Origin of the sequence: Paraplanobispora takensis, from assembly GCF_016863195.1 — a bacterium.
GTDB lineage: Bacteria > Actinomycetota > Actinomycetes > Streptosporangiales > Streptosporangiaceae > Planobispora > Planobispora takensis.
Genome location: NZ_BOOK01000036.1, coordinates 1 through 18760, shown reverse-complemented (window position 1 = coordinate 18760; position 18760 = coordinate 1). Strand labels below are relative to the sequence as shown.

Here is an 18760-nt window from a genome sequence, read left to right as displayed (position 1 = left end):
GAGAAGCTGCGGGCCGGTCCAATATTCAGGTACTCAGGTACCGGTATTCAGGTATTCGGGTGAGGAAGGGCGGTCAGGACGGGATCCGGCCGTTCGCCTCTCCCGCACGGGACGACCGTCGGTCGCCGTGATGCCGGTCGCAGTGACATCGGACGTCCGCCGCGCCGACGCCGGCCGTACATCCGCCACTGCGACGCCGGAAGCCACCGCGCCGCGACGGGCGGCCGCAGGACTGCGCCGACCGGCCGGACGCCGGCCGCGCAGTGGAGCGGTGGATCTCGCAGCGTAGATCTTGTAGATCTCGCAGTGGAGCAGTAGATCTCAGCGGGCGGAAACGCACCCTGGACCAGGGCCGGCTCCTCCGAGGCCCCGGAGCCGGCCCCATGGGGTCCAGGCCCTGACGTCCCGCCCTGACCTCCCGCCCTGACCTCCCGCCCAGAGTGATTCGCCGGGTTCGCAGGCTCCGCCGTCACACGCGGCTTTCGGACCGCCGGGGCGCGTCACTCCTCCGGAGGGGTGGGGGTGCTGCGCATGCGACCGGAGGGCGGGGCGGCGTCGTCGGTGTACGGCCGGCGCCTCTCGGCGTTCTCCTCGTGGCTGACGTTCTCCTCTTGCCCCGTGGTCTCCTGCTGGCCGGTGGTCTCCTCCGGGTCGGCGGCCTCGGAGCCGTGGGCCGGGTCGGGGGAGGCGCCCGCCGCCATGACCCTGAACGGCTGGGTGACCTCGCCGCGCTCGCCGGCGGAGGCCTCGCGCGCGGGGTGGTCGCCGGTCTCCGCGGGGTGGTCGCCGGTCTCCGCGGGGACGTCCCAGGTCTCCACCCGCTCGCTGACCCGCCCGGCGGGCTCGGGCTCCCCCGCCGCGGGGCGGGGCGGGTGCACGAGCAGGTCGCCGCGGACGGGACGCGTCAGGTCGCCCCAGCGCACCGGCCTGTCCAGCGGATCCTGCTCGCCGGCCGGGGCGGGTACGGCGGGCCGGACGGGGGCGGGGGGCTCCTGCGCGGGGGCGGTGACGGGGGGCTCTTCGGGAGCGACGGCGGAGGCCTCTTCGGAAGAGGGAGCGGGGGCCTCTTCAGGGGCGACGGCGGGGGCCCTTGCGGGGGAGGAAGCGGCCGTGGGGGCCTCTTGGCGGGGGATCGCCGGGGGAGGGGGCAGCTCGTCGACCTCGGGTGTCTCCGGGGCGGGGGTCGGGCCGACCACCGGAACCGGGGGCAGATCGTGGTGGGGGGCGGACTCCAGCGGCGGGGCCGCCTGCGGGTCGAGCCCCGCCTCGGCCGGAGGGTGCGCGACCGGAGGATGCGCGGCCGGGTGGGCCGGGCGGGTGGGGTACTCCGCCGTCGGCAGGTCCGACTCGGGGAAGGGCACGATGTCGTGACCGTGCCCCGCGGCCCGGGAGTCCATCGCGACCCGCCGCGCGTGGGCGTGCTTGATCAGCAGCAGCCAGAGCCACAGCGCGACCGCCAGCATCACCCACGGGGCGACGGCGACCACGATGGCGGCCTGCCGTACGTCCACCGTGGCCCGCATGGCCGTGGTCACCTCGACGGTCACCACGGCGGCGAGCAGGAGCACCAGTACGAGGCCCGCCTGCAGGCGGGCGGGCCAGCGCCCGCCGCGCAGCAGCAGGACGCTGATCATCGTGACGGCGAGCAGCGCGTCGAAGCCCGCGGGATAGAGGTAGGCCAGGTCGGGCCGGGCCTCCCCGAGGACGGCGAGGTCGCGCAGGTCCTCGAAGGAGAGCACGCAGGCCGCCCCGGTGAGGGCGGCGACGCCGACTCCGGCGAGGGCGATGCCCGCGTTGCGCAGGGCGGCGGAGGTCCGGCCGCGCTCGGCGGGGGCGGGCGGGGCTGAGGACGGGCGGGAGACGGGGTCTGCCGCCGCGGGGGATTTCACGTCCATGGCGGTTTCGAGCGTACAGAATCGGAAGACGGCATGATCGGCGTAAGCCGCCTCCCACGGTGCGTGTCGGGATGATGCGCGTCGCATGTGAGTCGTTGTGGCAAAGGCCGTGGATGGTGATTCTTCACCGGGCGTTGGGGACATCCCTACCTTGTGGCCATAAGACCGTTATGGCCACAAAAGGCGGCACCGAGTGGCTTCAAGGTCCGATAACCCGGCCTGTGAGGCGGGGTGAGGCGTTAGCCTTGCCATCGTGAGTCTGCGCCTATACGACACCAGCACACGTACGGTCCGCGAGTTCGTTCCGGTGGAGCCCGGCCGGGCGTCGATCTACCTGTGTGGTGCCACCGTTCAGGCTCCGCCGCACATCGGTCACATCCGCTCCGGCGTCAACTTCGACGTGCTCCGGCGCTGGATGACCCGCTCCGGCTACGACGTCACGTTCTGCCGGAACGTCACCGACATCGACGACAAGATCATCAGGGTCGCCGCCGGGGAGGGTGTGCCCTGGTTCGTGATCGCCGAGCGCAACCAGCGCGCCTTCACCTGGGCCTACCAGGTGCTCGGCTGCCTGCCGCCGACCGTCGAGCCGCGCGCCACCGGCCACGTCCCCGAGATGATCGAGCTGATGGAGCGGCTGATCGCGGCCGGCCACGCCTACGCCGCCGACGGGGACGTCTACTTCGACGTCGTCTCCTACGCCGACCGGTACGGCTCGCTGTCCAACCAGAAGCTGGAGAACATGCGGGCGGCCGGTGACACCGACACCGACTCGGCCAAGCGCGACCCGCGCGACTTCGCGCTCTGGAAGGGCGAGAAGCCCGGCGAGCCGACCTGGCCGACCCCCTGGGGCAAGGGCCGTCCCGGCTGGCACCTGGAGTGCTCGGCCATGGCGACCAAGTATCTCGGGCCCACCTTCGACATCCACGGCGGCGGCGTCGACCTGATCTTCCCGCACCACGAGAACGAGCTGACCCAGTCGCAGGCGGCCGGGGACGGCTTCGCGCGCTACTGGATGCACAACGGCATGCTCAAGATCGGCGCGGAGAAGATGAGCAAGTCGCTCGGCAACTCCCTGCTGATCCCCGAGGTGACCAAGAAGGTCCGCCCGGTCGAGCTGCGCTACTACCTCGCCGCCCCGCACTACCGCTCGGCGATCGACTACTCCGAGGAGGCGCTGTTCGAGGCCGCCGCGGCCTACCAGCGCATCGAGGGCTTCGTCACCCGGGCCGCCGAGGTGATCCACGACGTGGACGCGCACGCCCCGCTGCCCCAGGCGTTCACCGACGCCCTCGACGACGACCTCGGCACGCCGCAGGCGCTGGCCGTGGTGCACGAGGTCGTCCGCGAGGGCAACGTCGCGCTCGCCCAGGGCAACAAGGAGCAGGTCGCCAGGCTCCTGGCCGAGACGCAGAACATGCTCGACGTGCTCGGCCTGGACCCGCGCTCGGAGCAGTGGCGTTCCTCCGGCGGCGACTCCGGGCTGCGCGCCACGGTCGACGCCCTGGTCGCCGTGGCCCTGGAGCAGCGCCAGGCGGCCCGCGCCCGCAAGGACTTCACCGCGGCCGACGCCATCCGCGACCAGCTCGCCCAGGCCGGGATCACCGTCGAGGACACCCCCCAGGGACCGCGCTGGGAACTGTCGCGGTAGCCGCAGGCCGTACCCTAGACACCATGGCTGGTGGGGGTAAGGGGTCCGGGCGACCCGCGAAGAAGAAGAGTCCGACCAAGGGCACGGGCGGCAACGTCCGCCGTGGCCTGGAGGGCAAGGGGGCGACCCCGCCGGCGCACATGCGGCACTGGTACAAGGACAAGGCGCGCACCGAGCGGATCGAGCGCGAGGAGAGGACAGGCAGGTCCTCGTCCTCCTCCTCGCGCCCGCAGACCCGCACCCGGCGCAGCGAGGACGCGCCCGAGTACATCGGCGGGCGCAACCCCGTCGTCGAGGCGCTGCGCGCGGGCGTGCCGGCGAACGCGCTCTACGTCGCGCAGCGCATCGACAACGACGACCGCGTCAAGGAGTCCGTGCGCATCGCCGCCGACCGGGGCATCGCGATGCTGGAGGTCAGCCGGGAGAAGCTCGACCGGCTGACCGAGGGCGGGGTGCACCAGGGCCTGGCCCTGCAGATCCCCGCCTACGACTACGCCCATCCCGAGGACCTGGTCGAGACGGCCAGGGACGCCGCCGAGGTCCCGCTGATCGTCGCCCTCGACGGCGTCACCGACCCGCGCAACCTCGGCGCCATCGCCCGCTCCGCCACAGCCTTCGGCGCCCACGGCCTGGTCGTCCCCTCCCGGCGTTCGGCCGGGGTGACCGCCGGAGCCTGGAAGACCTCCGCGGGCACGCTGGCGACCATGTCCGTCGCCCGGGCGAGCAACCTCACCGCGACCCTGCGCGACTACCGCGACGCCGGCCTGTTCGTGATCGGCCTGGACGGCGAGGGCACGGTCGACGTCGGCGACGCCAACCTCCTCGACGGCCCCCTGGTCGTGGTCGTCGGCTCCGAGGGCAAGGGCCTGTCCCGCCTCGTCCGCGAGGCCTGCGACCTGGTCGTCCGCATCCCCATGAACGCCGCCGCCGAGTCCCTCAACGCGGGCGTCGCCGCCGGAATCGCCCTCTACGAGGTGGCCCGCCACCGCAAGTCCTGACGGCTCCCCCGGCCCACACGCTTTACGTCAGTGACGCCGGGGGCCAATGCCGACTACACTCGTCAGACGACCATGCCGACGTAGCTCAATCGGCAGAGCATCTGTCTTGTAAACAGAAGGTCAGGGGTTCGATTCCCCTCGTCGGCTCGCAGAGAGAAAGGCCCCTGAACAGGCGTCACGCCGTCAGGGGCCTTCCTGTTCGTCCGGACAATGTTGTGATCTCGCTAACGGCCTCGCTGACTGTATCGAGTAGCCGTCGATCGCCGAGTGCAGGTAGACATGGCCCGGCCGTGTACCTCGGGTTTCGGCTCGGGCTTGCGCGCTGTTCTTGCCGTGGACGCGCCGACGGGAATGGTTCGTGCCGGTGTGGCTGTTACCAGGGCACCGTTCCGGCATCGTCGAAGAATCCGCCGGTCGGTCCGTCGTCGGGCAGGGTCGCGAGGCGAATCGCGATGGCCGCGCCCTGTTGTGGTGTGCGGACGCCCTGGAAGCCGTTGAGGTCGGTGGCGGTGAAGCCGGGGCAGCCGGAGTTGATCAGGATGCCGGTGTCGCTCAGTTCCTTGACGTATTGGATGGTGAGGGCGTTGAGGAAGGTCTTCGACGCCAAGTAGGCGGCGGGAATCGGGCCCATGTCGATGCCAGGTGCGGTTTGCAGGGCGAGCGAGCCGACGCTGCTGGACATGTTGACGATCCGCGGTGATGCCGAGTCGCGCAGCATCGGCAGCATCGCGTTGGTGACCCGGATGACGCCGATCACGTTGGTTTCCACGACAGCTCGCACGGTCGCGGGTTCGACCGTGGCCGGTGTCTGTGGCATACCGCCGGTGATCGCGGCATTGTTGACCAGGACGTCGAACCCTCCGGCGTGGCCGGCGATCAGCTCGGCCGCGGCGGCGACACTTTCGTCGTCGGTGACGTCGAGCGGCACGCCGAACGCATCGGTCCCGGCCGCGCGCAGCTTCTCGACCGCGGTGTCGCGGCGTTGCCGATCCCTCGCGCCCACACCGATTCGCCAGCCGAGGGCGCCCAGGCCTGCGGCGATCTCGTATCCGATTCCCTTGTTCGCGCCGGTCACCAGCGCGATCGTCCGTTCACTCATGCCGTCGATCATGTTGCGGACTCGGGAGGGGCGTCCAAGACCGGTCGAGTGGGCGGCGATACCGCACGGGTATCGGTCGTGGTCAGCGCCGAATACGATGAGCCGGTGGAGACGCGGGAGTTGCGATACTTCGTCGCCGTAGCCGAGGAGTTGCACTTCGGGCGGGCGGCACAACGGCTCGCGATGACTCAACCACCGCTGTCGCGGGCGATCCAGCAGTTGGAACGGCGGCTCGGAGTCGTTCTGCTGCACCGCACTGCTCGCGCCGTCGCCTTGACCGAGGCCGGGTCGGTGCTGCTGCGGGAGGCCCGGCTCGCGCTCGACGCGGTCGAAGCCGCTGAGCGCCGCACCCGCCGCGCCGCGGGCGACCGGCCGGGTGTGGTCCTGGCCGTCAAGGCCGGAGCGTCCAGGGAACTGTTGTCGGAGCTTCTGCACGCCTACGCCGCTGAACCGGGCGCCGTGGCCGTCGAGGTGATGCTGTGCGGGCCGGGCGAGCCGGAAAGCCTGCTGCGCACCGGGCGTGCCGATGTTGCTCTGCTCCACCGGCCTTACGACACGACAGCCGGATTCGACACCGAGGATCTGCACACCGAACAGCAGGTCGTGGTCCTGCCCAAGGGTCACCCCCTCGCCGACCGGGCGTATCTGTCGTCAGCCGAGGTCAACGCCCAGACGGACCTGCCCCTGCCGCGCTGGCCTGGACGGGACGGCGGCCATCCGGACGGCCCCGGCCCGCAGGTGCGCGATCACACCCAACTGTTCCAACTGATCGCGCTCGGACTGGCCTGCGCCGTCGTACCCGAGTCGCTCCGAGACCAGTTACGCGACGACCACGCCATCGTGCCGGTGCCGGACGCACCGGCCGTCACGACCGTCATCGCCTGGCCGCCACACAGCAGATCCAAAGCCGTCGCCGACCTCGTCCGCACCGCGACGCGCCTATAGCCGATACCCGCTGCGGCACCGTTGTCCGCAGGCCGCACGACTGCACCGAGCATCGCCAATATTTCGGGGTATATCCGGAAATGCCGCGTGAAGTTCGCGGGTTAGCGGTGAGGGCCCCGCGAAGTGGTCGCCGGTGCCGGTGTCCTGGGGCAGGTGCCGCCGCGATCAGGGCCGTGGCGCCGGGCTATGGCTGCACGGCTGATGACAAGCGGATCGCCGCATCCACGGGCCGGCTCAGGATCCTCGATGCGCAGCCACACGGCGCGACGCCGTACGGGAACAGGTCGGCACGCTGCGAGCCCGACGACCGGACCGCTTATGCCGGCCAGTCCTATCGCTTTGCGGCATCGCGTGCCGACCTGCCGGCCTTCCACCAGGACGCCGCCGTCATGGACGGCTGGGGATTCGCGGAGAGCATCAACGCTCTGGAGGGCAAGGTCTGCGCATCCAAGGCCGTCGGAGATGATTACGTTCACCTCTCCGTGAGGCTCCTCGAATCCTCCGGGGAGCACGGTCGTGGGTGATTACAGGGTGGGTGCGAGCGGTGGGTACGGCGGTGGCCGGCCGTGCTGACGGCGACCGCGGGTCGGGTCGCGTCCACCTCATAGCGGTACCGACGCCGGGGTTCCCCTCCTCCGACGTCCTCGGCGGTCTGGCTCGTCGGTGCGGGTGTGTCGCCTGATATGCCCGCACCGGATCCTGGGAAGATCTACGGCTTCCCTCGGTGGAAGCGGCGGTGCAGGGCGTGGACCTGGTCGGACAGTTCTTCGGCGGGGCCCTCGACCGTCACGCCGGGGGCGACCTCGTGGATGGGCAGGGGCCGCACCGGGGATGGTGGGACGCCGAGTCCGGTCAGCCAGGTGGACAGCTGTTCCGAGGAGACGGCGTAGACGATGCGGCCCAGGCCGACCCAGGCGTGGGCGGCGGCGCACATGGGGCAGTGCTCGCCGGAGGTGTAGACGGTGGCCCCGGCCCGTTCCTCCGGGGTCAGGTGCGAGGCGGACCACCGGGCCAGCTCGAACTCGGGGTGGCGGGTGCGGTCGCCCGAAGCCACCTCGTTGTGCCCCTCGGCCAGGGTCTTCCCGTCGGCCGACACCAGCACGGACCCGAACGGCTCATCGCCCTTCTCCAGCGCCTCCGCGGCCAGCTCCACGCATCGCCGCAGGTGCCGGAGGTCTCCTTCGTCCACGGGCGCACCTCCCCTGGGAGAAGATCGGATATCCGACGGTACCGCCCGGCCTCGGTCCCCGTCACGTCCGGAGCGCGTTCACGGGGTACGGCCGCAGCCCGCCGGTCAGGCGGGCCAGCTCGGGGAGCGGCCGAGCGCCGTGAGGATCCGGTCGAGCGCCGAGGCGTTCCCGGGAGCGGGCAGGCCGGGGCGGAAGGCGGCGCCCGGGCCGAGCCGGTAGTCCCCGTCGGGAACCGCCAGGGCGATTCGCAGGGCGTCCTCGGCCAGGTCGTCGTCCAGCTCGAAGGGCAGGCCGAGGGAGCGGGCGACGTCCCAGGAGTGCACCACGTAGTCGATGAAGTGGAACCCGATCGCCTGGGCGCCGGGGAAGGCCGCGCCGGGCCCGAACTCCGGGAGGGCGAACGCCCGTTCCGGCACGTCCTGTCCGGCGAAGGCGGCCAGGACGTCGTCGGCGGCCTCGGCGTACTCCGCGGCCGGGTCCTCGCCGGGCGGGCGAGGGCTCCAGGCCGCGAGGTCGGCGCCGTGACCCCGCGCGGCCGCGGCGAACCCGCGGTGCTGGACGGTCATGTGGGCGAGCAGGTCACCGAGTGTCCAGACCGAGCAGGGCGTGGGGCGGCCGAGGTCGTCCGGGGTCGCCTTCGCCACGAGTGCGACGCTCGTCCGGACCGCCCATTCGTCCGCCGCTCGTAGATCGACAGTCTGCATGGATGGATGATATGCAGTCGCTTACTATATGTCCATGCCTATTATTTGCGACGTCGTATTTTTGTGCCATGGCGGAGAGCACGGCGGCGAACGGCCCTGAGGCCGATGACGGACGGCCCGACCTGGCGGCGATGATGGTGCCGCTGGGCCGTGCCCTGATGGCGGCCGAGCTGCCCGTGTTGCGGGCTCACGGCCTGTCCATGTGGGCGTACGCGGTGCTGCTCGCCCTGGGCGAGGAGCCGACGCGCAGCCAGAGCGCGCTGGCGCAGGCCATCGGCGCGGACAAGACGCGCATCATCGGGGTGCTCGACGGACTGCAGGATCGCGGGTTGATCGAACGGCGGCCCGACCCGCGCGACCGCCGGGTCCACCTGCTCCTGCTCACCCCGGAGGGACGGCGGCTGCGCGACGCCGCCCGGAACGGCATCAGGCGCTGGGAGGACCGGCTGCTGGCCCGCCTCGCGGACGACGACCGCGAGGCCTTCCTTCGCGGCCTGCGAACGCTGTCCGCACTGCCCGAGGAGGAGATCGCCGACCCGGGTCCGGCGGCTCCGCCCCGGTGAGATCTCCGCGGAGCACGGTGCCTCCGCCCGGGTGAGGGTCTCGGCTCGGTCCGGCGGCTCCGTCCCCGGTGAGGCCTCAGTCCGGGGCCGCGGCGCCCGTGCTTCCGGCAGGCCCGGTACGGCGGCGCTGCTCGGCCCGGCTGCGGTGCCAGGCCACGTCGCCGATGCCGGCCTCGGCGAGGGCCTCGTGGAGTACGGCGGCCTGCTCGCAGGCCAGGGCGGCCCGCAGGCGGCTGGCACGCGCGGCGGCACGGGCCTGGGCGGCGTGCAGGCGGGCCTGGGCGGCGTGGTGGCCGGCGGGGCCGTCCTGTTGCGGGGCGGGACGCCATCCGGCGGCGAGCTCCCGGCGTCGCCGGGCGATCTGCTCCAGGCGCTCCCGGATCTGCAGGAGGCGCTCACGGGCCTGCGTGGCCTGGGAGCGGGGCTGGTCGAGGGGGACGGAGCCGGACGACATGCGGATCACCGGTGTTCACGGGTCTCGACCGGCTGGGCGTCGGCGATCCGGCTGATCATGGCGTAAGTCTCGCGGTAGGCCCGGTCGGCGGCCGCGTGGGCGTTCTGTGCGGCCTGTCTGGCCTGCAGGGCGCGCTGCCTGGCCTGCTGCGCCTGCTGCTTGGCCTGCCGGAGCCGGTCGGCGGCCTGCTTTACCCGTTCGGAGGCGGAGCCGTCCTGTGCCGCGGCCGGATCCTGGCGCCGCGGTACGGCCCGCCGGGCGGATGGGAGGGTCCGCTGTACGGCTTCCTCGTCGGGATCGTCCACGCCGCTTCCCGTCGCGTGGCTGCGCTCAAAGAACAAGATTTCGCCTCATCCTCTGTCCACCGTGCTCGCGTCATCACTGTACCGACTGAGGCCACATGATGATCAACGCTGGTCGGCGGTCTGTTCGCGGCCGTCCCGGCGGACGGCCACGGTTCAAAAGCCGGAATTCCCGGAGAAGTACGAAAAATACGGTCTTGTCGATACTTATGTGACTCGGGAAGGATGCGTATGCCGGATGGTGATCCCGCCGGCAGGAGGCTTCAGTCTTCAGGCCCAGACAAAGGATGCCGGATGACCCATGCCAGTCGGCCGACTGACCACCAGCGCCTGGTGGCGGAGCTCGTGGAACGGCGGCTGGGCCGCCCCCTCGATCCCGATCTGAACTTCTTCGAAGCGGGACTGAACTCCCTGGCCCTGGTCGAGTTGCACGATGACATCACCACCACCCTCGGCATCGACCTGCCGGCCACCGCGCTGTTCACCCATCCCAACCTGGCCGCGCTCGGCCGCCTGATCGCCCAGGGCGGTGGACCGGCGCGGGCCGAGAACACCAGGCGGCGGCCGGTCACCGGCAACCGCCGCGACATCCGCGCCCGCCTACGGGAGGACGGCCGGTGACCGCTCCCGGGTCTGAGACCGAGTTGGAGGAGAGGCCGGTCGCGGTCGTCGCCCAGGGCCGGTTCGCCGGACCGGACGACGCCGTCGAGGAGGCGGGACACGATCCGGCGGCGCAGACCGTCCGCGTGTTCGACGGAGTGCGCAAGGCGTGCGCCGCGCTGCTGGCGGGGGAGTGCGAGCTGGCCGTGGCGGAGAGCGCCGACGTCGCCGCGCTCACCGGGACGCTGGTGCTGCGACTGCTCGACCGGGCGTTGCTCGACGGCGACATCGTGCACCGGATCATCTGGCCGGACGACTCGTCGGTCGAGGACGGTTACCCGCCCGTTCACACCCCCGCCGCCGCCGGGCCGCGCGTGGTGGTGTGGTCGGGCCGCACCCCCGAGGAGGCGGACGCCGTACGGCGCGGCCTGGCGGGGTTCTTCGCCGGCCTGCGCGAGGACCTGTTCGCCGACGCCGTCGGGACCCTGCAGCGGGGCAGGGCGGTGCACCCGGTGCGCGGAGCGGTGGTCTGCGAGAGCGCGGCCGAGACCGCCGCGGCCCTGAGCGCGGAGGCCGCCCCCCGGGCCGGGGATGACGCCGCCCGCACGGCCGAGATCTTCCACGGCCGCGCCGGCACCGCCCCGGCCGTCACCCCGGGCGCGGTGCACCCCGGGCTGGCGGCGGCGCTGTACGGCGTCGACCGGGTCTTCACCGAGACCGCGGACGTCTGCGCGGAGGCCTTCGAAGCCCACGGCGTCGAGCTGCCTGACGACTGGACGGGCGCGGCCGCGGCCTTCACCACGCGCTACGCCCTGACCGCCGTACTCGCCGACCTGGGCGTCACCGCACCGATCACGCGCCCGCTCGGCGAGCTGGTCGCGGACGTGGTGCGGGAGGACCCGGCGGCTCACGACGATCGGGCGTCCGCCGGAGAGGAGACCTGGGGGCGGGACCGGCGCGGGTTCCTGGCCGCCCTCGCCCGTCTCTGGGTCGCCGGCTGCCCGGTGGACTGGCGGGCGCTGGACCCCGACCATCCGCTGCAGCGCGTCCCGATCCCGAGGCCGGGCGACGAGCTGCCGCCGTCCATGGAGCCCGTCCGCCCGCTCACGGCGGTGCCGTACTCCTTCTGGGTCCTGGAGCAGCTCGCCCCGGACAGCGGCGTCTCCAACCTGGCCGTCGCGTTCAGGACGAGTGAGACCCTCCGCAGGCTGCCGCTGCAGATCGCGGTGAATCGCCTGGTCAAGCGGCATCCGGCGCTCCGGCTCAGGTTCCCCGTCGTGGGCGGCGCACCGGTCAGGCACCTCACGGCGCCGCAGGACGCGCAGCTCAAGCTCGTGACCCGGCCCACGGCCGAGGAGACGCTGGTCGCGGATCTGCAGCGCTTCCTGGACGAGCCGTTCGACCTCGGCCGCGACCTGCTGATCAGGGCCGGCCACTTCACTCTGCTCGACGGCGGCAGCGTCGTCTGCCTGGTCGGCCACCACAGCGTCATCGACGCCCACTCCATGCAGCTGCTGGTGGAGGAGCTGGGCCGCTTCTACGACAGCCAGACGGGCCACGACCCGCTGCCCGCCGAGCTGACCGGCACCGCTCCCATGCTGGAGCCGGGCACCCCGTCGCAGGAGTCGCTGGACTACTGGCTGGAGCGGCTCGACGGCGTGGACCCGGCCTCCACGGTGCTGCCGGGCAGCAGGCACTCCCCCTCCAGCCCGACCTTCGCCGGGCACACCTGCTCGTGGGAGGTGGACGAGGAGACCGTCAAGGCCCTCGACGAGCTCCGCACGCGGCTGCGGACCACCGGCAACATCGTGCTGGCCACGGCCTTCCTGCTGACGCTGCGCGGCCACGGGGCCGGGCCCGACCTGGTGGTGGGCATGCCGGTCAGCACCAGGTCCGCGACCGGACGCGGGCACGTCGGCTACGGCGTCAGCACGCTCCCGCTGCGCGTGCACGCCGAGCTGGACGAGGACTTCGGCCAGGTCGCCAGGCGGGTCGAGGAGGCCTGGGCGGAAGGCGTCGAGCACGCCGACGCGTCGGTGGAGGCGGTACTGGCCCACCGCGGGCACGGCACCGACGACTGGCGGGTGCCGCTGTTCCGGCACATGTTCAACTACCGGCCGTGGAGCGACGAGCAGGTGCGCATCCGCGGCGAGGTGCCCGGCTACATCGAGGACCTGTTCGACCGCAGCCGCCTCGACATGCAGATCGTCGCCGTGCAGGAGCCGGACAGGCTGACGATCAGGGCCTGGCACAGCACCGAGGTGCACGACGAGGCCGAGATCGAGGCGTTCGCGGCCCGGATGGCGTCGGTGCTCCGGCAGGCCGCCGCGGGAGCGGTGACCGACGTGCTGTCCCCGGCGGACCGGGCGGTGCTCGACCGGGTCAACGACACCGCGCGCGAGTGGCCGGGCACGCCGGGCACGTTGCTCCCGCGGATCGGGCCCGGGCAGGCGGTCGCGGTGCGGGAGGGTGCGCGCGAGGTCTCCTACGACGAACTGCTCGGGCGCGCCGCCGCCGTCCGCGAGCTCCTCCACGAGCGGGGGGTACGGCGGGGCGACCTGGTGGCGCTGGGCCTGGACCGCTCGTCCGACCTGGTGGCCGCCGTGCTCGGGACGTGGCAGGCGGGGGCGGCGTTCCTGCCGCTGGACGTCCGCCAGCCGGAGATGCGTCTGTCGTACCAGGTGTCCGACTCCGGCGCCCGCCTGGTGATCACCGGCGTGGAACGGCCGGAGTGGGCGGGCCGTACGCCCGTGGCGGCGATGCCGGAATCCGCGGCCGTCTCCCGGGAGGCCGGAGCCGTCTCCGGGGGGCCGGAGCCGGAGGACATCGCGTATGTGATCTACACCTCGGGCTCCACCGGCAGGCCCAAGGGCGTCCAGGTCACCCACGCCAACCTGGTGAACCTCGTGCTCGACTTCGCCGGCCGGCTGGGCGCGCCGCGCTCGGTGCTCTGGTCCACCACTCCCTCCTTCGACATCTCCTGGCTGGAGCTGCTGCTGCCGCTGGCCGTCGGGGGCACGGTCGTGGTGGCCTCGGACGAGGACCAGATGCAGCCCCGCAGGTTCCTGGAGCTGGCCGGAGGGGTCGAGGTCGCGCAGGCCACGCCGACGGCCTGGCGGCTCGTCGTGCCCGAGGCGGGGCGGGAGCTGGCCGGGCGCACGGTCCTGTGCGGCGGCGAGCCGATGCCCGCCGCGCTGGCCAGGGACCTGCTCGCGCTCGGCTGCCGGGTCTTCAACGTGTACGGGCCCACGGAGACCACCATCTGGTCCACGGCCGCCGAGCTGGTGGAACCGCCCGGCGACCCGGTGCCGGTGGGGGCTCCGCTGGCCAACACCCGGATCCTCATCCTCGACGAGCACGGTCGTGAGGCGCCGCCGGGCGTGCCGGGGGAGCTGTGCATCGCGGGCGACGGGGTGAGCGCCGGCTATCTCGGCCGGCCGGAGCTGACCGCCGAGCGCTTCGGGCGGCACGAGCGCCACGGCCGCTTCTACCGCACCGGCGACCGGGCCAGGCTCCGCCACGACGGCGTCCTGGAACTGCTGGGCCGCGACGACCGGCAGGTCAAGCTGCGCGGCCACCGCATCGAGCTGGGCGAGGTCGAGGCGGTCCTGCACGAGCACGCGGAGGTCCGCGCGGCGGCCGTCGTCCTGGACGGCGACCCGCAGACCGACGGCCGCCTGGTGGCCTTCGTCGAAACCGGCCGCGGGTCCGGCGGGGAGTCCGCCCGCGAGTCCGCCCGCAAGGACATGCGTGAGGAGCTCTGGCGCTTCGCCAGGACCCGGCTGCCCGACTACGCGGTGCCCACCGAGTACGTCTTCACCGACCGCCTGCCCACCACCGCCAACGGCAAGATCGCCTACCTGGAGCTGGCCGTACCGCAGGAGCAGCGGGGCGCCCCGCCCGAGGCGGGCGAGGGGCTCGTGCGGAAGGTCGTGGACCTGTGGCGGGACGCGCTGGGCCGGCCCGGCCTCGGCCCGCACGACAACTTCTTCCTCAACGGCGGCCACTCCGTGCTCGCCGTCCGCCTGATCCCCCCGCTCGAAGAGCTGGCCGGACGCTCCCTGCCGGTCCGGGCCGTCTTCGACCACCCGACCGCCGCCGAGCTGGCCGCCCACCTGGGAGGCACCCGATGACGCCGTGGTTCGTCCAGATCAAGGAGGGCGAGCGGGCCCTGGTGACCTTCCCGCACGCCGGCGGCGGCCCCTCCTCGCTCAACGAGCTGGCCGCGCACTTCCCGCCCGAGGTGGGCCTGTGGGCGGTGAACCTGCCGGGCCGCCAGGCCAGGCTCGCCGAGCCGCCGCGCACCGACCTCGACGGGCTGGTCGACGACCTGGCCCGGGACCTGGCCGCGTGGCGCGAGCCGTACACGCTGTTCGGATACTGCAGCGGCGCGCTGCTGGCCTACCTCGTCTGCCGCCGGGTCGTGGAGCTCGGCGGCGCGCCGGAGCGGCTGGTCGTGGCCTCGTTCGCGGCGCCGGACATCACGCCGCTGCTGCGCCGGCTGCCCGCGCTGCCGTCGTGGCTGTTCTGGGAGCAGCTGCTCGACCTCGGCGGCGTCCCGCCCGAGCTGGCCGAGCGCGAGGCGCTCTGGCCGGTGCTGGAACCGGCGCTGCGCGCCGACTTCGGGCTGCTGGCCGGTTACCGGCATCGGGCGGCGCCGCCGCTGCCCGTCCCCGTCACGGTCCTGTACGGGACCCGGGACCGCTCGCTGAGCCGGGGCGGCCTGCTGGGCTGGCGCAGGCACAGCGCGCACCGGCCGGCGCTGCGCCCGCTCGACAGCACCCACTGGCTGGCCGAGGAGACCCCCGGCCCGCTGGCCGCCGCGATCGCTCAGGAGATGGGATGCGCCTCGGTTACAGCATGAGCTACTGGGGCGGCGCGGGCCTCGGCCCCGCCGACCACCTCGCGCTGGTCCGCGAGGCGGAGGCGCTGGGCTACGAGTCGGTGTGGGCGGCCGAGACCTACGGCACCGATCCGGCGAGCCTGATGGCCTGGATCGCCGGCCAGACCGAGCGGATCGCGCTGGGCACCGGCGTGCTGCAGATGTCCGGGCGCAAGCCGGTGGTCGCGGCGATGACGGCGGCCACCATCGACCAGGTGTCCGGCGGCCGGGCCAGACTCGGGGTGGGTGTCTCCGGGCCGCAGGTGGTGGAGGGCTGGCACGGCGAGCGCTTCGAGCGGCCGCTGGCCCGCACCCGGGACTATCTGGAGGTCGTACGGCTGGCGCTCGGCGGCGCCCCGGTGAGCTACCGGGGGCAGACGCTCACGCTGCCGCTGGAGGGCAGCGAGGGCAAGGAGCTGTCGCTGGCCGTCTCGCCGGTGCAGGAGCGGCTGCCGGTGTACCTGGCGGCGATGGGCCCCCGGATGGTCGAGCTGGCCGGGGAGCTGGCCGACGGCTGGCTGGCCATCCACTTCCCGCCCGAGTACCTGGCCGAGATGCGGGCCCACCTGAAGGGACGCGACATCGACGTCGCGCCGATGCTGCTCACGCTGGTCGAGGAGGACCAGGAACTGGCCTACGACATGATGCGGCCGATGCTGTCCCTCTACCTCGGCGGCATGGGCTCGCGGCGCACCAACTTCTACAACCGGCTGGCCGCCTCGCTCGGCTTCGAGAAGGAGGCGTCCCAGCTGCAGGAGGCGTTCCTGGAGGGGCGGCAGGGCGAGGCCATGGCCATGCTGCCGGACGCGCTCATCGACGCCATGACCCTGTGCGGCCCGGCCGGAAAGCTACGCGAGCGGGTCGCCGCCTACCGCGAGGCGGGCGCGACCAGCCTGATCGTCGGCCTGGTCACGCCCACCCGGCGGCTGCGCAGCCGGCAGCTGCGGCTCATCGCCCAACTGGTTCGGGCATCTGCTTGAGCCCGGCCAGCGGCGACCACGCCAGCGCGGCGATCGGCACCAGCGCGCCGATCGCGATGACCGTCCACAGCGCCGGCCGGATGCCCACGGCCCCGGCCAGCAGCCCGGCGCCCAGCGCGCCCAGCGGCGCGGGGATCAGGCCGAGCGAGTAGATGGAGGCCACCACCCGGCCCTGGAGATGCGGCGGGGTGATCGTCTGCACGAGCGTGGTGTTGGTGACGAAGAAGATCTGCGCGGTGACGCCGACGAGGACCTGCGAGACCACCAGCATGGTGACCCGCAGCCAGGTCGGACCGGAGGCCAGCGGGATGAGGAAGAGCGCCATGTTGCCGTACACGGTCGCCCAGAGCAGGACCCCGCCGACGGAGTAGCGCCGCATCACCCGTACGGCCAGCAGCGCCCCGACGATGGCGCCCACGCCGCCGCCGGCCAGGATGCTGCCGAACCAGGCCGCGGGCACGCCCAGCTCACGGATCACGTACAGCGCGTAGATGGAGTTCATCGCACCCAGGATGAACAGCGAGTACACCGCGGAGGAGATCGCCAGCGGGCGGATCAGCGGGTGCTTCATCACCCAGAGGACGCCCTCCCAGATGGCCCGGTGGATCTGCCGCGCCGTGGTGTCGTCGGCCTCCGGCCGCGCCTCGGGCCGCTTGATCAGCGAGACCGCGACGGCCGAGGCCAGGTAGGACACCGCGTCGATGATCAGCAGTACCGGCGCGGCGATCACTTTGAGGAGCGCCGCGGCGAGACCGGGACCGAGGGTGTTGGCCAGCGACTCGGTCAGCTGCAGCTTGGAGTTGCCCTCAAGGAAGTTCTCCGGCGGCACCAGGAACGGGAAGTAGCTGCGGTAGGCGACCTGGAACATGGTCCCGAGCAACCCGATCAGGAAGATCACGACGTACAGCCAGGTGAGCGTGAGCATGTCGGCGAACCAGGCGACCGGGATCAGCATGAGCAGCACGAAGCGCGCCACGTCGGTCCAGATCAGGATGGGCCGCTTGCGAACCCGGTCGGCGAGCACCCCGAACAGCAGGAACAGCACCATCGGCGCCCGCAGCAGGAAGCCGACCACGCCCATCTCCTGGGGGGAGGCGTTCAGCACGGTGACGGCGATGACGGGGATCGCGAAGTAGGTGACGGACGATCCGAACTGCGACAGGCTCTGTCCGGCCCATAACCGGAGGAAGTCGGCGTTGCGCCACAGGCTCGCCTGCTCACTGGTGGGGGATGCCATGGTCCATCCACTTTCTGATGTTCGCGGCCGCATCGGCGACCAGGGGCTCGTAGAGGATCGGGACGCGTTCCTCGGGGATCTGCGCGTGCGCGAACCCGCCCTTGACGACCGAGGACCACCGGCCGTCCTCGGGGCGGGGCGCGAAGAGCGCGACGTCGCCGTCGTAGGGTTCGTGCCGGAAGCCGCCCACGGCGTGCGCGTTGGCCCGGAAGACCGACAGATAGCGGCGGGCCTGCTCGACGTCGGCGGTGTCGGGGGCCAGCCGGTCGGCGGCCGAGGCCGCGCCCATGACCGCCAGCAGCCGCTCCTGCGGCGGCAGCTCGGCCAGCCGGGCCGGGTCGAGGCCCAGGGTCTCCTCGGGACCGCCGGCGAGCGCGTGGAAGAGCAGAACGGTGTCGTCCTCCAGTGAGGCGGGGGCCACCGGCTCCTCGGCGTTGGCGTACATCAGCACGACCAGCGGGACCTCCGCGCCGCGCTCGCGCAACCGGCGGGCGACCTCCAGGGCGATGTTCCCGCCGATGCAGAAGCCGCCCAGCACGTACGGCCCGCGCGGCCGGACGGCGAGCAGGTCGGCCGCGTAGTCGTCGGCCATCCCGGCCAGCGTGGTGTGCGGCTCCTCGCCGGGCGCCAAGCCGCGGGCGGCGATCGCGTACACCGGCTGGTCGGGGCCGAGCCGCCGGGCCAGCGGGTGATAGCGGAACACCTGGCCGCCCAGCGCGTGGAAGAGGAAGATCGGCGGTCTGTCGCCCCGGGTGTTCAGCGGCACGATCCGGCTCGGCGGGGCGAGGTCCTCGGGCTGCCTGAGCACGTCGGCCAGCTCGTGGACGGTGGGCGCGGCCAGCACGGCCGCGACCGGCAGGTTCCTGCCGAGCTCGTGCCTGACGCGGGCGGCCAGCCTGAGCGCGCTGAGCGAGTGGCCGCCGAGCTCGAAGAAGTCGTCGAGGGCGCCCACCGCGGTCACGTCGAGGATCTCTTCGAACAGTACGGCCAGGCGGGCCTCGATCTCGTCGCGCGGCGGGACGTACGGCCGGCCGCTCGCGGGCTCGGGGGCGGGCAGCGCGGCCCGGTCGAGCTTGCCGCTGGTGGTGAGGGGGAGGGCGTCGAGCGGCACCACGACGCGCGGGATCAGGTGATCGGGCAGCCGGGAGCGCAGCCGCTCGCGCAGTCCGGGATCGGGCTCGCCGACCACGTAGGCGACCAGATGCTGCTCGTGCGCGATCACCACGGCGTCGAGGACCGACGGCTCGGCGCGCAGGGCGG

The 18760-nt window shown here is 72.8% G+C and carries 17 protein-coding genes and 1 tRNA gene; 10 read left to right on the top strand and 8 right to left on the bottom strand.

Going from position 1 to position 18760, the window contains the following annotated elements; all coding sequences use genetic code 11:
* Positions 1-500 precede the first annotated feature (500 nt).
* Complete coding sequence (locus Pta02_RS41995; protein ID WP_203877249.1) at positions 501-1895, bottom strand: DUF2637 domain-containing protein; 1395 nt, start codon at positions 1893-1895, stop codon at positions 501-503.
* Between the two features lie 253 nt (positions 1896-2148).
* Between Pta02_RS41995 and cysS the strand changes: the two genes are divergently transcribed.
* The 3 genes from cysS to Pta02_RS24355 all read left to right on the top strand — a co-directional run bounded on the left by cysS (position 2149) and on the right by Pta02_RS24355 (position 4691).
* On the top strand, positions 2149-3546 hold the full coding sequence (cysS, locus tag Pta02_RS24365; RefSeq protein ID WP_203877248.1) for a cysteine--tRNA ligase: 1398 nt from the start codon (positions 2149-2151) through the stop codon (positions 3544-3546).
* A gap of 23 nt (positions 3547-3569) precedes the next feature.
* Complete coding sequence (gene rlmB, locus Pta02_RS24360; RefSeq protein ID WP_203877247.1) at positions 3570-4544, top strand: 23S rRNA (guanosine(2251)-2'-O)-methyltransferase RlmB; 975 nt, start codon at positions 3570-3572, stop codon at positions 4542-4544.
* A 74-nt stretch (positions 4545-4618) separates the two neighbouring features.
* A tRNA-Thr gene (locus Pta02_RS24355) sits at positions 4619-4691 on the top strand.
* 226 nt (positions 4692-4917) lie between these two features.
* Here the strand turns inward: Pta02_RS24355 and Pta02_RS24350 are convergent.
* Positions 4918-5655 (bottom strand): SDR family oxidoreductase, encoded by a 738-nt coding sequence (locus Pta02_RS24350; RefSeq protein WP_239131206.1) that lies wholly within the window; start codon positions 5653-5655, stop codon positions 4918-4920.
* Positions 5656-5691: 36 nt separating this feature from the next.
* On the opposite strand from Pta02_RS24350, the gene Pta02_RS24345 reads away from it, so the two are divergent.
* Both Pta02_RS24345 and Pta02_RS24340 read left to right on the top strand, forming a co-directional pair.
* Positions 5692-6588, top strand: a complete 897-nt coding sequence (locus Pta02_RS24345) for a LysR family transcriptional regulator (RefSeq protein WP_239131205.1) — start codon at positions 5692-5694, stop codon at positions 6586-6588.
* Positions 6589-6761: 173 nt separating this feature from the next.
* Complete coding sequence (locus tag Pta02_RS24340) at positions 6762-7112, top strand: hypothetical protein (protein ID WP_203877246.1); 351 nt, start codon at positions 6762-6764, stop codon at positions 7110-7112.
* Positions 7113-7297: 185 nt separating this feature from the next.
* Here the strand turns inward: Pta02_RS24340 and Pta02_RS24335 are convergent, their stop codons facing one another.
* Both Pta02_RS24335 and Pta02_RS24330 read right to left on the bottom strand, forming a co-directional pair.
* Positions 7298-7777, bottom strand: a complete 480-nt coding sequence (locus Pta02_RS24335) for a nucleoside deaminase (RefSeq protein WP_203877245.1) — start codon at positions 7775-7777, stop codon at positions 7298-7300.
* Positions 7778-7882: 105 nt separating this feature from the next.
* Entirely contained in the window at positions 7883-8482 is a 600-nt protein-coding gene (locus tag Pta02_RS24330) for a TIGR03086 family metal-binding protein (RefSeq protein ID WP_203877244.1), read from the bottom strand.
* A gap of 68 nt (positions 8483-8550) precedes the next feature.
* Between Pta02_RS24330 and Pta02_RS24325 the strand changes: the two genes are divergently transcribed.
* Positions 8551-9045 (top strand): MarR family winged helix-turn-helix transcriptional regulator, encoded by a 495-nt coding sequence (locus Pta02_RS24325; protein ID WP_203877243.1) that lies wholly within the window; start codon positions 8551-8553, stop codon positions 9043-9045.
* A gap of 76 nt (positions 9046-9121) precedes the next feature.
* Here Pta02_RS24325 and Pta02_RS24320 read toward each other — a convergent pair whose 3' ends face one another.
* Positions 9122-9499, bottom strand: coding sequence for a hypothetical protein (locus Pta02_RS24320; RefSeq protein WP_203877242.1), 378 nt, complete (start codon positions 9497-9499; stop codon positions 9122-9124).
* A 5-nt stretch (positions 9500-9504) separates the two neighbouring features.
* On the bottom strand, positions 9505-9804 hold the full coding sequence (locus Pta02_RS24315) for a hypothetical protein (RefSeq protein ID WP_203877241.1): 300 nt from the start codon (positions 9802-9804) through the stop codon (positions 9505-9507).
* 291 nt (positions 9805-10095) lie between these two features.
* Here Pta02_RS24315 and Pta02_RS24310 point away from each other — a divergent pair, with 291 nt between their 5' ends.
* From Pta02_RS24310 to Pta02_RS24295, 4 genes are read left to right on the top strand one after another with little or no spacing between them, the layout of a single operon-like run.
* A complete protein-coding gene (locus tag Pta02_RS24310) occupies positions 10096-10422 on the top strand; it encodes an acyl carrier protein (protein WP_203877240.1) in 327 nt (108 codons plus the stop codon).
* Positions 10419-14534, top strand: a complete 4116-nt coding sequence (locus Pta02_RS24305) for a non-ribosomal peptide synthetase (RefSeq protein WP_203877239.1) — start codon at positions 10419-10421, stop codon at positions 14532-14534. The genes Pta02_RS24310 and Pta02_RS24305 overlap by 4 nt, the downstream gene beginning before the upstream one ends.
* Positions 14531-15265, top strand: coding sequence for a thioesterase II family protein (locus Pta02_RS24300; protein WP_203877238.1), 735 nt, complete (start codon positions 14531-14533; stop codon positions 15263-15265). Before Pta02_RS24305 ends, Pta02_RS24300 begins: the two co-directional genes overlap by 4 nt.
* Positions 15244-16263, top strand: a complete 1020-nt coding sequence (locus Pta02_RS24295; RefSeq protein WP_203877237.1) for an LLM class flavin-dependent oxidoreductase — start codon at positions 15244-15246, stop codon at positions 16261-16263. Before Pta02_RS24300 ends, Pta02_RS24295 begins: the two co-directional genes overlap by 22 nt.
* On the opposite strand, the gene Pta02_RS24290 is transcribed toward Pta02_RS24295, so the two are convergent.
* Positions 16232-17500 carry an MFS transporter gene (locus Pta02_RS24290; RefSeq protein WP_203877236.1) on the bottom strand — a complete coding sequence of 423 codons (1269 nt, stop codon included), beginning with the start codon at positions 17498-17500 and terminating at the stop codon, positions 16232-16234. The two genes, Pta02_RS24295 and Pta02_RS24290, sit on opposite strands and share 32 nt — an antisense overlap.
* The coding region (locus Pta02_RS24285; RefSeq protein WP_239131204.1) for a thioesterase domain-containing protein at positions 17481-18760 on the bottom strand (1280 nt) is incomplete at its 5' end. The genes Pta02_RS24290 and Pta02_RS24285, both read right to left, overlap by 20 nt.